Source organism: Mesorhizobium sp. M2D.F.Ca.ET.226.01.1.1 (assembly GCF_004022705.2).
Classification (GTDB): Bacteria; Pseudomonadota; Alphaproteobacteria; order Rhizobiales; family Rhizobiaceae; genus Mesorhizobium.
Genome location: NZ_RZOY02000001.1, coordinates 324,988 through 338,740 on the forward strand (window position 1 = coordinate 324,988; position 13,753 = coordinate 338,740).

At 59.8% G+C, this 13,753-nt stretch carries 13 protein-coding genes; 5 read left to right on the plus strand and 8 right to left on the minus strand.

Going from position 1 to position 13,753, the window contains the following annotated elements; all coding sequences use genetic code 11:
* Nucleotides 1-66 precede the first annotated feature (66 nt).
* Nucleotides 67-939 (minus strand): dihydrodipicolinate synthase family protein, encoded by an 873-nt coding sequence (locus EN869_RS01545; RefSeq protein WP_167506976.1) that lies wholly within the window; start codon nucleotides 937-939, stop codon nucleotides 67-69.
* Between the two features lie 386 nt (nucleotides 940-1,325).
* Between EN869_RS01545 and EN869_RS01550 the strand changes: the two genes are divergently transcribed.
* The 4 genes from EN869_RS01550 to EN869_RS01565 all read left to right on the plus strand — a co-directional run bounded on the left by EN869_RS01550 (nucleotide 1,326) and on the right by EN869_RS01565 (nucleotide 5,938).
* A complete protein-coding gene (locus EN869_RS01550) occupies nucleotides 1,326-2,579 on the plus strand; it encodes an ABC transporter substrate-binding protein (RefSeq protein WP_127227959.1) in 1,254 nt (417 codons plus the stop codon).
* 90 nt (nucleotides 2,580-2,669) lie between these two features.
* Complete coding sequence (locus tag EN869_RS01555; protein ID WP_127228114.1) at nucleotides 2,670-3,566, plus strand: sugar ABC transporter permease; 897 nt, start codon at nucleotides 2,670-2,672, stop codon at nucleotides 3,564-3,566.
* A complete protein-coding gene (locus EN869_RS01560) occupies nucleotides 3,556-4,428 on the plus strand; it encodes a carbohydrate ABC transporter permease (protein WP_127227958.1) in 873 nt (290 codons plus the stop codon). The genes EN869_RS01555 and EN869_RS01560 overlap by 11 nt, the downstream gene beginning before the upstream one ends.
* An 82-nt stretch (nucleotides 4,429-4,510) precedes the next feature.
* Nucleotides 4,511-5,938, plus strand: a complete 1,428-nt coding sequence (locus EN869_RS01565) for an FAD-linked oxidase C-terminal domain-containing protein (RefSeq protein ID WP_245489508.1) — start codon at nucleotides 4,511-4,513, stop codon at nucleotides 5,936-5,938.
* Between the two features lie 49 nt (nucleotides 5,939-5,987).
* Here EN869_RS01565 and EN869_RS01570 read toward each other — a convergent pair whose 3' ends face one another.
* The 4 genes from EN869_RS01570 to EN869_RS01585 form a co-directional block, all read right to left on the minus strand.
* A complete protein-coding gene (locus EN869_RS01570) occupies nucleotides 5,988-7,010 on the minus strand; it encodes a zinc-binding alcohol dehydrogenase family protein (RefSeq protein WP_127227957.1) in 1,023 nt (340 codons plus the stop codon).
* A 115-nt stretch (nucleotides 7,011-7,125) separates the two neighbouring features.
* Entirely contained in the window at nucleotides 7,126-8,046 is a 921-nt protein-coding gene (locus tag EN869_RS01575) for a sugar ABC transporter substrate-binding protein (protein WP_127227956.1), read from the minus strand.
* Between the two features lie 88 nt (nucleotides 8,047-8,134).
* Nucleotides 8,135-8,923 carry an ATP-binding cassette domain-containing protein gene (locus EN869_RS01580; RefSeq protein ID WP_127227955.1) on the minus strand — a complete coding sequence of 263 codons (789 nt, stop codon included), beginning with the start codon at nucleotides 8,921-8,923 and terminating at the stop codon, nucleotides 8,135-8,137.
* The gene (locus EN869_RS01585; RefSeq protein ID WP_245489509.1) at nucleotides 8,920-10,056 is read right to left on the minus strand and encodes an ABC transporter permease; all 1,137 of its coding nucleotides are present in this window, start codon (nucleotides 10,054-10,056) and stop codon (nucleotides 8,920-8,922) included. Before EN869_RS01585 ends, EN869_RS01580 begins: the two co-directional genes overlap by 4 nt.
* Nucleotides 10,057-10,134: 78 nt before the next feature.
* Here EN869_RS01585 and EN869_RS01590 point away from each other — a divergent pair, with 78 nt between their 5' ends.
* The gene (locus EN869_RS01590) at nucleotides 10,135-11,028 is read left to right on the plus strand and encodes a GntR family transcriptional regulator (RefSeq protein WP_127227954.1); all 894 of its coding nucleotides are present in this window, start codon (nucleotides 10,135-10,137) and stop codon (nucleotides 11,026-11,028) included.
* Nucleotides 11,029-11,116: 88 nt separating this feature from the next.
* On the opposite strand, the gene EN869_RS01595 is transcribed toward EN869_RS01590, so the two are convergent.
* From EN869_RS01595 to EN869_RS01605, 3 genes are read right to left on the minus strand one after another with little or no spacing between them, the layout of a single operon-like run.
* Nucleotides 11,117-12,142 carry a transketolase family protein gene (locus tag EN869_RS01595; protein WP_189341249.1) on the minus strand — a complete coding sequence of 342 codons (1,026 nt, stop codon included), beginning with the start codon at nucleotides 12,140-12,142 and terminating at the stop codon, nucleotides 11,117-11,119.
* A complete protein-coding gene (locus EN869_RS01600; RefSeq protein WP_127227953.1) occupies nucleotides 12,139-13,005 on the minus strand; it encodes a transketolase in 867 nt (288 codons plus the stop codon). Before EN869_RS01600 ends, EN869_RS01595 begins: the two co-directional genes overlap by 4 nt.
* A complete protein-coding gene (locus tag EN869_RS01605) occupies nucleotides 12,998-13,747 on the minus strand; it encodes an SDR family NAD(P)-dependent oxidoreductase (RefSeq protein WP_127227952.1) in 750 nt (249 codons plus the stop codon). Before EN869_RS01605 ends, EN869_RS01600 begins: the two co-directional genes overlap by 8 nt.
* Nucleotides 13,748-13,753: the final 6 nt, after the last annotated feature.

Here is a 13,753-nt window from a genome sequence, read left to right on the forward strand (position 1 = left end):
ATCGCGTACTGTAGAGAGGCGGGATCGTCTACCTCGAGAGTGAGACGACCCGCCCAGAAAATCTTCTTATCGCAGTCCGGCGACCCTGAGAGCGTCGTCGATGGCCGCTTTATCAGTTTCGCCAATCCGGTCCAGCGGACGGATGGGCGTCCCGACATCCCGGCCAAGCATGCCGATCGCGTACTTTATGCGGGTGGGAAAATTGGTTGCCTGACTGACTTCGCGGCAAATCGGGCCGATGGCTTTGGTCAACTGCATCGCTTCTGCGATATTGCCGTCCTTGAACGCCCGATAGATATCGACGTTCTGCTTCGGCAACACCGCGTGAACGCCGCAGATTGAAGCCTCCGCGCCCATCACATAGCCGGCAAGTGTGATCGGGTCATAGCCGGCAGCTATAGTCACGTGATCGCCGACAGTCTGCACAAGCTCCCCTATGTTCTGGAATACACACTTGATTGCAATGACTTCAGGCAGGCGAGCAATCGTCTTCAAGAGATCGACGGAGTAATTGAAGTGGTCGTAAAAAACGATTGGCAACTCGGATGCAGCAGCCACATCTGTGATAAATGCAAGCGCCGATTCGTCTGTCATGCCGTTGTAAGTCGGTGGGCAGAGTAGCAACGCGGCGGCGCCTGCCTCTTTCGCAAGCAGAGACCGGTGAATGGCGTCCTTGGTCGTATCGGGGATGATGCCGGCGATGACGCGCAGATTGCTCTTGGTCGTCGCGGTGCGGATCAAGGTCGCCAGGTCCTCGGCGTTCAGCTCGTTGCCGGATCCGGTGCTGCCGCCAATGATGATTACCCTGATGCCGGATGCTTCCATGAACGAAACTTCGCGTTCAAAGCATTCGAAATCGATTGTCTCATCGCGGTTAAACGGCGTGACGATCGGTGTAATGACGCCTCTGACTTCTTCGCGCCTTAGTGCTTCAACCATTTGCATTTCCTGCTGAGAGGGATCGTTGTGAAACCAGCGGACCGCTCGGCCCCGGCGTCGATTATGTGCTCGGGCGGCCGCCAATGTTTCATTCAATGAAACTGTATATTGACTAGCGCAAAATCGCTCTGCCGTAGAGCCTTTGTCAAGAAGAATTTCGATGAGTGATTCTGCTGGAAATCCTCGGCTGTCGCAGTGGCTGCGCCTTTGTGCATCACATAGCGTCAGTTTCCTGCCGAGTGCGCAATTGCTGGCACTGTTCCGTTGTATGAACCTCTATACCGGTGAGCGGAAAAACCTGCATGGCGAGCTTACCGGGGCAGGCGCGGGTCGCAGGTTGCAAGCGCTCTGTACTCATCGCAAATCAGAGATAGTTGGGAGAGGAAATGCGTAGTCGGACTCTGTTACTGGGCGCCGCCATATGCGGCATGATGTCTGCCACGGCCCAAGCGGAAGAAAAGTCCATTGAGGTCATTCACCATTGGGTGTCCGACAGCGAAGTGGCCGCGGTCAATACGATCAAGCAGGAGCTGGAGAAGCACGGTGTCATCTGGAAGGACGCCGCTATAGGTGGAGCAAATGGTGTCAATGCGGAGCAATCGCTCCGCGCACGAATCGTCGCCGGCAACCCACCGGGCGCAATGCAGATGCTGGGCTACGACGCCTCGACCTGGGCCAAGGAAGGCGTTCTGCGGGACCTGACCGATTTGGAAACCGCGAATGGCGGCGCTGACTTGATCCCGCCCGACTATAAGCGTCTTGCGGCGCCCGACGGCAAGTGGGTCGAGGTGCCGATCAATCTGCATCGTTCCAACTGGATCTGGGCAAACAAGAAGGCGTTCGACGCCGCGGGTATAGGCATTCCGAAAACCTGGGACGAGCTCATCGCGTCGGGCGAAAAGTTGCGCAAGGCGGGTATCATCCCTCTGGCAGCCAGCGACGAGGCATGGCAGGTCGCCAAAATCTTCGACAGCCTTATCATCGATTTGAATGGACCCGAGTTTTACACGCGGGTCGCGCTCAAGGTTGACGACAAGGCCATTCGCAGCCCGGAAATGGTCAAGGTTTTCGAAAAGCTGCGCCAGGTAAGGGGTCTCGTCGATGACAATTTTGTCGGCCGTGACTGGGCTGTTGCGAGTGAAATGGTGGCGAGCGGTAAAGCCGGCATGCAGATCATGGGAGATTGGGCGAAGGGCGAGTTTCTCGCAAAGAACCTGAAGCCCGGCGTGGACTTCCTGTGTTTCCCGACCCCTACGTCAACGCCGAATTTCCTTTGGGCGATGGACTCGTTCAGCATGTTCGAGACCACCGATCCGAACCTTCGGGCCGCGCAGGACGAACTGGTCAAGGTGATCCTCGATCCGGAAGTGCAGATAAAGTTCAACTTGATCAAGGGGTCGATCCCGCCTCGGCTCGGTGTCGACATGTCGAAGTTTGACGACTGCGCCAAGCAGGCCGCAGCGGACCTCAAGACGGCGATCGACAACAAATCGTTCCTCGGCACCCTGTCTGGCGGCTATGCCGCCGAACCTCAATTCGCTGCGATTTTCAAGGAAGTTGCAGGGAAGTTCTTCGTGTCGGACATGAGCGCGCAAGATGCGGTGACGCTTCTCGCGGACGAAATCGATAACGCTCGTTAGGCGTGATTGACAACGACCGGAAGGCCGCCGATGGCCTTCCGGCTGGCGTTCTGCTTGAACCTGAATTGGCCGGGCAATTCGAGGAATGACATGGTTCGAAGGACGGATATCAAGCGATACTTCGCCGACCAGTTGCCAAAAATCGTTCTGGCTCCGAGCGGATTGATTATACTCGTAATTACGTACGGATTCATCGCGTGGACTGCAAGTATTTCGCTTAGTTCATCCAGGGTGATGCCGATATACGATTTTGTGGGTCTGGAGCAGTTCATCCGTCTTTGGTCGACCCCGCGGTGGTACATAGCCGTCAAGAACTTGTTTATCTTCTCGGCACTCTACCTGTCGATCGCGACTTTCTTTGGCCTTTTCATCGCCATTCTCCTCGATCAGCGAATTCGGGCGGAAGGCTTTCTCAGAACCGTCTTCCTCTATCCGATGGCGCTGTCATTCATCGTTTCCGGCGTCGCCTGGAAATGGGTCTTGAACCCCGGTCTCGGCATCCAGAATGTGGTTCGGAGCTGGGGCTGGACCTCCTTCACATTCGATTGGCTGGTGAATCCCAACTACGCCCTCTACACCGTCGTCATTGCCGCGGTATGGCAGTCGTCCGGCTTCGCGATGGCCATTTTTCTCGCCGGCCTGAGGGGGATCGACAATTCGATCATAAAAGCCGCTCAGATGGAGGGCGCTTCTCAGGTCCGCATCTATGTCAGCGTCGTCGTGCCGATGCTTCGACCGGCGTTTCTCAGCGTCGTCGTCCTGCTTGGCCAGATCGCCATCAAGACGTTCGACCTCACATTCGCCCTGACGAATGGCGGGCCGGGCGGGGCAACCGAGATGCCGTCGATGTTCATGTTTTCCGCGACGTTCGAAAGAAACCAGATGGCAGTCGGCGCGGCGAGCGCGATGATGATGCTGGCCGCGGTGGTGGCGATTATCGTTCCGTATCTTTACACCGAACTTCGGAAGCCAGCCAATGATCAATAAGATGCGCAATTTCGAGCGCTACGGCGGCAGGCTGTTTGTCTATGGCTGCCTGGCTTTCCTGGCTACGCTCTACCTGGTGCCGCTCTGGGTCATGTTGATTACGTCGTTCAAGCCACTGGATGAAATCTATTCCGGCTCGCTTATCGGCCTCCCAAAGCAATTCACGTTCGAAGCGTGGTCGAAAGCCTGGAGTACGGCTTGTATCGGCACCAACTGTGTCGGCCTTTCGCCCTTCTTTCTGAACTCGCTGATCATTACTGTCCCGTCGGTTTTCGTGTCCACGTCCATCGGCGCCATCAATGGCTACACGCTGGCCAAGTGGAAATTCCGCGGATCAGACCTTTTCTTCGCCTTCATGTTGTTTGGGTGCTTCCTTCCGCTGCAAGCGGTCCTGCTGCCTATTGCACGAGTGCTCGGCATGTTGCATTTGTCGGGGTCAACCGCGGGCCTCATACTGGTTCACACGGTCTATGGTATCGCATTCACGACAATGTTTTTCAGGAACTACTTTGTCTCGTTCCCTGATGAGTTGACCAAGGCGGCTTTGGTCGACGGCGCTGGCTTCTTCAGGATATTCTTCAGCATTGCCCTGCCTACGGCCATTCCTATCGCCGTTGTGTGCTGCATCTGGCAGTTCACGTCGATATGGAACGATTTCCTGTTTGGCGTATCGTTTTCCGCCGGTGGAAGTTCACCGATCACTGTCGCATTGAACAACGTCGTGAACGTAACCCTTGGGCGCAAGCAGTATAACGTGGACATGGCGGCGGCACTGATTGCCGCGCTTCCGACGCTGATCGTCTATGTCCTGTCCGGAAGGTACTTCGTCAGGGGCCTGACGGCCGGCGCGGTCAAAGGATAATCGCGCCGCCAACAGCCAGCCTGCGATCTCTCCAACAGGCCAAATGAGCCAACACAGGCATACTCAGTCGATGGGATTTCCAATGTCAGTGTCGAAGCAGCCGCTGCCGACTGCCTTTGTCCAAGAGATCGCAAAGCTGCTTGGCGACCGCTTCACCACCAACACGGCGCTCAGGCAGCAGCACTGCGGTGGAGAGGGGTTCCACGCGGTTGAAGCACCAGGCGCCGTCTGCTTTGCCGAGAGCGAAGCGGAGGTCGCGGCGATCCTCAAGAACGCCAATGCCCATCGCGTAGCGGTCATTCCCTTCGGAGCCGGAACGTCGTTGGAAGGCCATTTGAGCGCCGTCCACGGCGGAGTAAGCCTAGATGTCAGCCGCATGAATCGAATACTTGCTGTGCATCCCGACGATCTTGACGTGGTCATCGAACCTGGCGTTACGCGACAGGCGCTTGATAGGCATCTGAAGGATCTGGGGCTGTTTTTCCCCATCGATCCCGGCGCGGAGGCGACGATCGGCGGGATGGCAGCTACGCGTGCGTCCGGCACCAATGCCGTGCGCTACGGTACGATCCGCGAGAACGTACTGTCCTTGCGAGTGGTATTGCCCGATGGCCGGGTCATCAAGACAGGGAGCCGGGCTCGAAAATCGTCGACAGGCTACGACCTGACCAAGCTTTTCATCGGCTCGGAAGGCACTCTCGGCATCATCACACAACTAACCATCCGCGTGCATGGCGTTCCAGAGGAGACGGTTGCAGCCGTGTGCGGCTATCCATCTTTGAAGGCCGCGGTCGACACTGTCACTCAAATAGTTCAGCTGGGCCTGCCGATTGCGCGAGCGGAGTTGATGGACGAGCCCGCCATGCGGACATGCGTCGATTACTTCAAACTCGATTATGAAACACGGCCTACCTTGTTTTTCGAATTCGCCGGCGCGCCCCAAGCCGTTGCGGAACAGATAGCCACTGTCGAGGCGATATCCGCGGAGATGGGCGGAGGCGAGTTTCGCTGGGCCAGGGATCAGGAGAGCCGCGCGGCCCTATGGCGCGCGCGCCATCGCATGCACAATGCGCTGTTGGCCAGCCGGCCCGGCGCGAAGGTGATGCCCACGGATGCTTGTGTGCCGATTTCCCGACTGACCGAGTGTGTCGTGGAAACGAAGGCCGACATCGAAAAGGCCCCATTCTTTGTGTGTCTGAACGGCCACGCGGGAGACGGAAACTTCCATCTTGGTCTGGTCATCGATCCCGATAGCCAGGAAGAATACGAGATCGCGAGCGGCATCAGTTCCCGCTTGGCCTATCGTGCCTTAGCAATGGAAGGGACCTGCTCTGGAGAACATGGCATAGGATTGGGCAAACTTAGATACATGGAAGCCGAACATGGGACCGCGCTAGATATCATGCGCGATATCAAGGAGCTTTTTGACCCTAATAACATAATGAATCCCGGCAAACTTATTCCAGGAGTTCTGGCTGCGGTTAGCAAGATCGGGAGACAATACCGTTAGGGCAGGGCGCCGCTTACGAAGGGGCCGCGCTTTTTCTTGCGCGCACGCATCAGACGTCGTGGACGGCGATGACAGCCTTGATCAGCCCAACCTTCTCACGTGACCAGCGCGCAATGTCGTGAGGGCTCTTGGCCAGAGTGGTCCGGTGAGTCACGAGCCTGGTAATAGGTATGTCGCCGTCCCGAATCGATGCGACGACCTGATCGAAATCGCTCCTGGTGGCGTTACGCGTGCCGATCAGCGTCATCTCTCGTTTGTGGAATTCTGGATCGGAAAAGGAGATCTCGTCCTTCACGACGCTTACCATGACGAGCGCGCCGCCATGCGCGACATATGCAAAGGCGGCTCGGATCGACGCGCTGTTTCCGGTAGCGTCAAAGACGATATCGAAGGCCTCGCCGGCAGTCCGGCTTCGCAGAAGCTCGGTTCCTGTCGCAATTGACCCGTCGACGACGGCAAAACCGAGATCCCGCTCGGCGAAATCCAGCCTCTCGCGGTCGACATCGAGGATCGTGACCTCCTGGCCCGCTATCCTGGCGAAGAGGGCCGTGCCGAGGCCGATCGGCCCCGCACCGATGACCAGGGCCCGCTTTCCCTTGCCTGCCATCGAGCGGCGAACCGCATGAGCGCCAATGGCCAGAAACTCGACCGCCGCGGCCTCGGCCAACGAAAGCCCGCCGGTGGGATAGAGGTTGCCGGCAGGGACCAGGATCTGCTCGCACATGGCGCCGTCGCGGTGAACGCCAAGCACCTCGATGGCGACGCAGCAATTGGGCTTGTCCTGGCGACAGGCAATGCAATGGCCGCACGCCAGATAGGGATTGACGATCACCGACTGGCCCGTTGCGACGCCGACGCCCTCACCGGCAGCGACGACCGTCCCGGAAATTTCGTGACCCATCACGCGAGGATAGGTCAAGAAGGGGTGCTTGCCTTCGAAGATGTGATAGTCGGTGCCGCAGATGCCGACATGGCTCACGCTCAGCAATGCCCACCCTGGCGGTGGCAATGCCGGCCAGGCCAGGTCCCTGAGAACCAGCTTGCCGGGTGCAAGACAAACGGCGGCTTTCACGGCGGGGAGTGCTCCTCGTGCAATTGGGCGGGCGCCCAAGGGGCCACGCATTCGGACTTCAGCGGTGCCGGATGATCGGCCCGGCGGCAATCTCAGCCGCCGGGCGATCTTTCGACTATTCGAAGTCCTTGACATTGGCGAGCGTCACCAGCCCCGCCCCGGTGTCGACATTTGCCTCCACCTTCTCGCCGTGTATCGCCTTGACCACGGTATCGATGCCGAGTTCACCCATCTTGGCAGGGAACTGGGCGACGCTGGCGTCTTCCGCTCCCGACTTGATCGCCTCGATCTCCCCGCAGCATGCATCAAAGCCGACGAGGATGAACTTGTCGTTCGCGATCCCGGCATTGGCGATTGCCTTCGCCGCGCCCGGGATGGGCGGTCCGCAAGCGGCGTAGATCGCCTTCAGGTCGGGATTGGCGGTGAGAATATCCTCGGCGACCGAAGTTCCCAGCTCCAGGGTGCAGTTGGTCGCTCCCTTGCCGACCACCTCCACCTTGAGATCGCCAAGGCCCTGCATCATGCCGGTGACGCGATCATCGAGCGCGGGTACACCTGGCACGCCTTGCAGGATGCCGATCTTGTCGCCCGCCTTGAGAACTGTCTTAAGGTATTCGCCCGCGATCTTGCCGCCGTTGAGATTGTTCGTGGAGACAAGCGCGCTCGATCCCTTCCAGTTCGGTATTCCGTTGTCGACCAGCACGACCTTGATGCCTGCTGCCACGGCCTTGTCGAGTGCAGGCGCCACCGTCGGATCGACGGGCGTGATGGCCAGACCCTTGACGCCTTGTGTTATCATGGACTCGATCAAGGAGATCTGTCCCTCGATGTCGGTCGCCGATTGTCCCTGGCCGGTCACCAGCTCGACCTCGGGATGGGCCGCCGCATATTTCTTGGCGGCCTCTTCCATCGTGGAATAGAACGGGACGGGGAACTTGGTGATCAGGCCGACCTTGATCTTGTCGGCCGCGTGGGACGGCGTTGCGAACGCCAATGCGATCGCCAGCCCGCCCAGAAGTCCTGCTTGCAATTTCATGCTCGTTTCCTCCCTTTTTTGGGTTCCCTCCGAAGGAAGGGTGACCCCTCATTTGCGACCTGCTCCTGCAGTCTGCAAAGCCGCGCCGTCATGCTCCGACGATCATGGCGACCAGCTGCTGCTTGTTGTCGGCGGTGGGCACCAGTTCGCCGACCTTGCGCCCCTGCCGCAAAACGATGGCCCGGTCCGCCAGTTCGATGACATGTTCCATGTTGTGGGTGATCAGGATGACGGCGTTGCCATGGTCTCGCAGCCTCGCCACCAGATCCAGGACCTGCCGGGATTCGCGCAGGCCGAGTGCCGCGGTAGGCTCGTCCAGGATGACCACCTTGCGAGCGAAAACCGTGGACCGCGCCACCGCGATCGCCTGGCGCTGGCCACCAGACATCATCGCGACGACGGCATCGGTCCTGGGCAAGGCCACTTTGAGGTTGGCGAGCAGAGACTTGGTCTCGGCATCCATCCGGCGCTGGCGCAGGAAGCGCAGTCCGCGCGGCAGCCATGGCGGCGCCGCGATCTCTCGGCCGGCAAAGAAGTTCTGCGCCGGTGTGAGATTGTCGAAAAGCGCCAGATCCTGGTAGACCGTTTCTATTCCAGCGGTGCGCGCCTCGGCCGGCGAGCGGATCGCAGTGATCTGCCCGTCGATCACGATCGAGCCCGCATCCAGGCGATGCACGCCACTGATACACTTGATCAGGGTCGATTTGCCGGCGCCATTGTCGCCGAGAAGGCAGAGGATTTCTCCGCGCCGCACCGAGATGTCGATCCCGCTGAGCGCCAGGACAGACCCGAACCGCTTGGTTGCCCCTTGCACTGAAAGGACCGGGGTGCCCAGATCGCCTGCGTGTGCGGGAGCGCTAGCGGACTTATCGTTCATGAGTGCTTCCCCGCCTGCATCACGCGAACTCGCCCTTCGAGGTAATTTCGAAGGACGTCGCCTTCGACAGCGATCACGATGACCACGCCAATGACGATCAGCTGGAAGAAGATGTTGACGTTGAGCAGGTTCAGCGAGTTGCGGATGACACCGATCATCAGTGCGCCGATCAGGGCGTTGCCGAGATGTCCGCGTCCGCCCAGGAAGCTTGCCCCGCCGATGATGACGGCAGCGATCGTGTCGAGTTCGAGCAGGTTACCGAAGAGCGGCGAACCCGCATCAGTCCTGCCGGCCAGGATCACTGCGCCGATGCCCGCACAAGTGCCCGACACGACATAGGTCGAGACCAGCACCCATGACACGGGAATGCCCATGCGCAGCGCGGCATCCGGCCGGCCGCCCACGGCGTAGATCCAGCGGCCCCAGACCATTGTCTGGGTCACCACGAAGAACACGGTCGCGACCGCCAGCACCAGGAAGACCGAACCCGGAAGCCCACCGAGCGCATCGGTGCCGAGCGCGCTGATCGCCGGCGGCATGCCAGGAATGGCGCGGCCGTCGGCAAGCTGCAGCGCCACGCCCTTGGCTATGCTCAATGTGGCAAGCGTGATGATGAATGGATGCGGCAGCCGGCCGAAGACGTAGAAGGCGCCATTTATGGCGCCGACGACGGCGCCGGACGCGATCATCACGGCAATCACCAGCGCGGCTGGCGCTCCCGCGTGGAATGCCAAGGCGCCCAGCACCGACGCCAGGGCCAGGTTCGAGCCGACGGATAGGTCGATGCCGCGCGTCAAGATCACCAGTTGCTGCCCCATGGCGACTACCGAGATGACGGCCGTCTGGGCGAGTATGTTGCTGATGTTGCGTGCGGTGAGAAAGTAAGGAGATGATATGCTCAGTGCAGCGATCAGTAACACAAGGATGAGTGCCGGCCCGAAATTCAGAATGCTCAGGCCGATCGCTAACGTGTTCGCGCGCGCCTCGGGGCTGCCGGCCACACTGCCGATGATATTTTCTTCGGGTTTATTCGCTAGCCCAGGCAAATAGTCCCCCGCCGTCGGGAGTGACCTGCACTCCGACCTGAAAGTTCGCTTTTGTATTTTGCTCTTCCTCTTATCGATAAAAAACAATACTATCCGCGGTCGCGCAAGTTGTTTTTTATGGATAAAAATTCACCAAAAAGGACAAGCCTGGGAGGATTGGCCTTCATGAAAACGGACACCGTCTTCAAAAGGGCATTCAATCGAACTCTCGATCTCATGGTTCGAAGCGAGATCGAGGATCCGTTGCCCTCGGAAAATGCACTCAGGCGTCGGTTGGGGGTGAGCCGCACGACCATTCGAAAAGTGTTGGGGGAACTGGATCAGCGCGGCGTCATTGTCGCTACCACGAGATCGCAGGTCGAAGATCGTCAAGTCCTGCCAAACGACTACTTCCCAGATGTCGAAACGATGCCGCGCAATCTCCATATTGAACGGCAGTTAATGGAATGGATGCTACGCGGCGACACCAAGCCGGGCACATTGATCAACGAACTCGAACTGGCCCGTCAATTCGGTGTGGCAACCAGTGGCATACGGGAGTTCCTGATCCGTTTCAGCCGCTTCGGCCTGCTTGAAAAGCGGCCGAATTCAGGGTGGATATTTGAGGGGTTCACCAAGGAGTTCGCACTCGATCTGTTCGAGATTCGCGTCATGTTCGAGCTGCGATCAGCGCGACTCTTTGCCAAGCAATCGGACCACTCGCCGCTGTGGGAGAAGCTGGAGACTCTAAAGCGCGCGCACCTCGATCTGCTTGGGGAGATCGATCATCGATTCCATGACTTCTCCAGTCTCGACAACCGGTTCCATCGACTTGTCAACGAGGCCTCGCCCAATCGCTTCATTGACGACTTCTACGACATCATCACATTCATCTTCCACTACCACTATCAGTGGAACAAGCGCGACGAGAAGCAGCGCAATCACGCGGCATTGGTCGAGCATTTGGCGTATATCGACGCTTTGCTCAGTCACGACCTTTCGCGCGTCGAGGTGGCGGCCGGCGCCCACCTGTCATCCGCAAGGGAGACGCTTCTGGAATCCCTTCTGGCGCCGAGTTGAAGCGTGTTTGTTCGGCCGGCAAAGACAGCCGCAAAAGATCGTCTTCGGGATGAACGAACCCTAAGCACAGCAGAGCCGAACTCCTACTTCACTTACTCGTCCATTCGCGAATACGGCGCACGACCTCAGCTGTCGATACCCCGTAGCGATCGTGGAGCGTCGGCAGAGCCCCGGCATCGAGAAACTCATCGGGAAGGGCAATCTGGCGAAAGACCGGGGTCACACCCTCGCGCATCAGCAGGGATGCCACACCTTCCCCCAGTCCGCCTATACACGTGTGGTTTTCCGCCACCACCACCAGCCGGCCAGGTCGACGCGCTGCTGCAAGAATTCTCTCATTGTCCAGCGGCTTGATCGTCGGCACATGTAGCACTGCGCTCCTTATGCGGTCCGCTTCGAGAGCCTTTGCCGCCTCAAGGACACGCATCGTCATCAGGCCGCTGGAAATGAACAGCACGTCAGCCCCTTCGCGCAGCAGCCGCGCCTTGCCGATCTCGAAGCGGTAGTCGTACCCGTCGAGCACCACCGGCACCTTGCCGCGCAGGAGCCGCATATACACCGGCCCTTTGTGGTCCGCGATTGCCTCGGTGGCCTGCTCGATATCGATCGCGTCGCATGGATCGATAATCGTCAGGTTGGGCATGCCGCGGAAGATGGCGATATCTTCCGTCGCCTGGTGGCTGGGGCCGTAACCGGTGGTCAGTCCCGGGAGGGCGCAGACAATCTTCACGTCGAGCTTTTCCTCCGCGATCGCCATGCAGATGAAGTCGTAAGCGCGACGTGAGGCAAAGACCGCGTAGGTCGTTGCAAATGGCGTAAAACCTTCCCGGGCCATCCCGGCAGCCGCGCTCATCAGCAGCTGCTCCGCCATGCCCATCTGGTAGAAGCGATCCGGATGTTCCTGCGCGAAGACATGGAGGTCTGTGTATTTGGCAAGATCGGCGGTGAGCCCGACGATCCCGTTCCGGTGATGTGCCAGCCTGGCAAGCGTGTGGCCGAAAGGGGCGCTACGCGTCGGAATGCCGTCCGGGGCGATCGAGGCGATCATCGCCGAGGTGGTCTTGCGCTCTCCGGCAATGACAGCCTGACGTGGCTCGAATTTTGACAACCTCACTGCCGACGTCCCTTCTCCAGAGCCTCGAGCGCCAGCGTCCATTCATCCGGCTCGACACGGATGAAATGCGTGATTTCGCGGGCCTCCAGGAAAGGCACACCCTTTGCCATGCGCGTGTCGCAGACGATGATGCGCGGGCGCGGCTCCCTGAGGTCCCGGGCAATGTCGAATGCCGCGCGGACCGCCTCGATGTCGTTGCCGTCGACACGCTGTGCGTGCCAGCCGAAGGCCTCAAACTTGTCGGTCACCGGCTCGGAAGACAGCGTCGCCGTCGACGGGCCGTCGGCCTGCTGGTTGTTGAAGTCGACGATGGCGATGAGATTGTCGAGCTTGTGGTGGGCGGCTGACATCGCCGCTTCCCAGGTCGAGCCCTCGCCGAGCTCGCCGTCCGACAAGAGATTGTAGACGAAACTGTCGCTCTGCTTGCGCTTTAGCCCCAGGCACATACCGACGGCGATGCCGAGCCCATGGCCGAGCGAGCCGCCGGTGATCTCCATTCCAGGCGTGCAGGCGGCCATGCCGGACATCGGCATGCGGCTGTCGTCGGTGCCATAGGTCTCGAGTTCTTCCTCCGGCAGCACGCCCGCTTCGATCAACGCCGCATAGAGCGCGATCGCATAATGGCCGATCGACAGAAGAAAGCGATCGCGCTTCTCCCATAGCGTCTCATCCGGCCGATAGCGGAGCGCATGGAAATAGGCGACGGCGAGCACGTCGGCAATGCCGAGCGCCTGCCCGACATAGCCCTGGCCCTGGACTTCGCCCATGCGCACGGCATGCCGGCGGATGCGATAGGCCCGTTCGGCAAGGCTGACGTTGCTGCCGGAGCGCGGCATCTCCGATTCTGCCGCGGCGTCAGCCATGGATCAGCATCCCGCCATTGACGTCGATCACCGCGCCGGTGATGTAGCTGGCCAGATCCGATGCGAGGAACAGATAGGCGCCGGCCACGTCGCGTGCGTCGCCGAGCCGGCTGAGCGGAATCCCCTTGATGATGTCGGCGCGCATTGCCTCGGTCAGCTTGCCGCCGGTGATGTCGGTCTGGATCAAGCCGGGCGTGACGCAGTTGACGCGGATGCGGTCGGGACCGAATTCGCGCGCCATCGCCTTCGCCAGGCCGAGTACGCCCGCCTTGGCGGCGGAGTAATGCGGGCCGCCGAAGATGCCGCCACCGCGTTGCGCCGAAACCGACGACATGCAGATGATGGAGCCGCCATTCTGGCGCATGTGGGGAATGAAAGCCTGGCTGAGATAGAGGACACCGCGTAGATTGACGTCGAGAATGCGGTCCCAATCGCCTGGGCTGATCTCAAGGGTCTTCACCGGCTGGGTTATGCCGGCATTGTTGCAGAGCACGTCCACCTTGCCGAAGATTTCGGTGACTTGCGCCGCCGCTGTCTTGCATGCAGCGAGGTCGGCGACGTTGCAGGCGAGGCCGATATGGTCGCCTCCGAGCGAAGCGGCGGCGTCACGCGCTTGCCCCTCATCGAGGTCAAGGATCGCGACGCGCGCCCCATGCTCGGCCATCAGCTTCGCCGTGGAGCGTCCTATCCCGCGTGGGCTCGCGGCGCCTGAAATGACCACAGCCTTGCCCTTCAGCAACATGTCGAA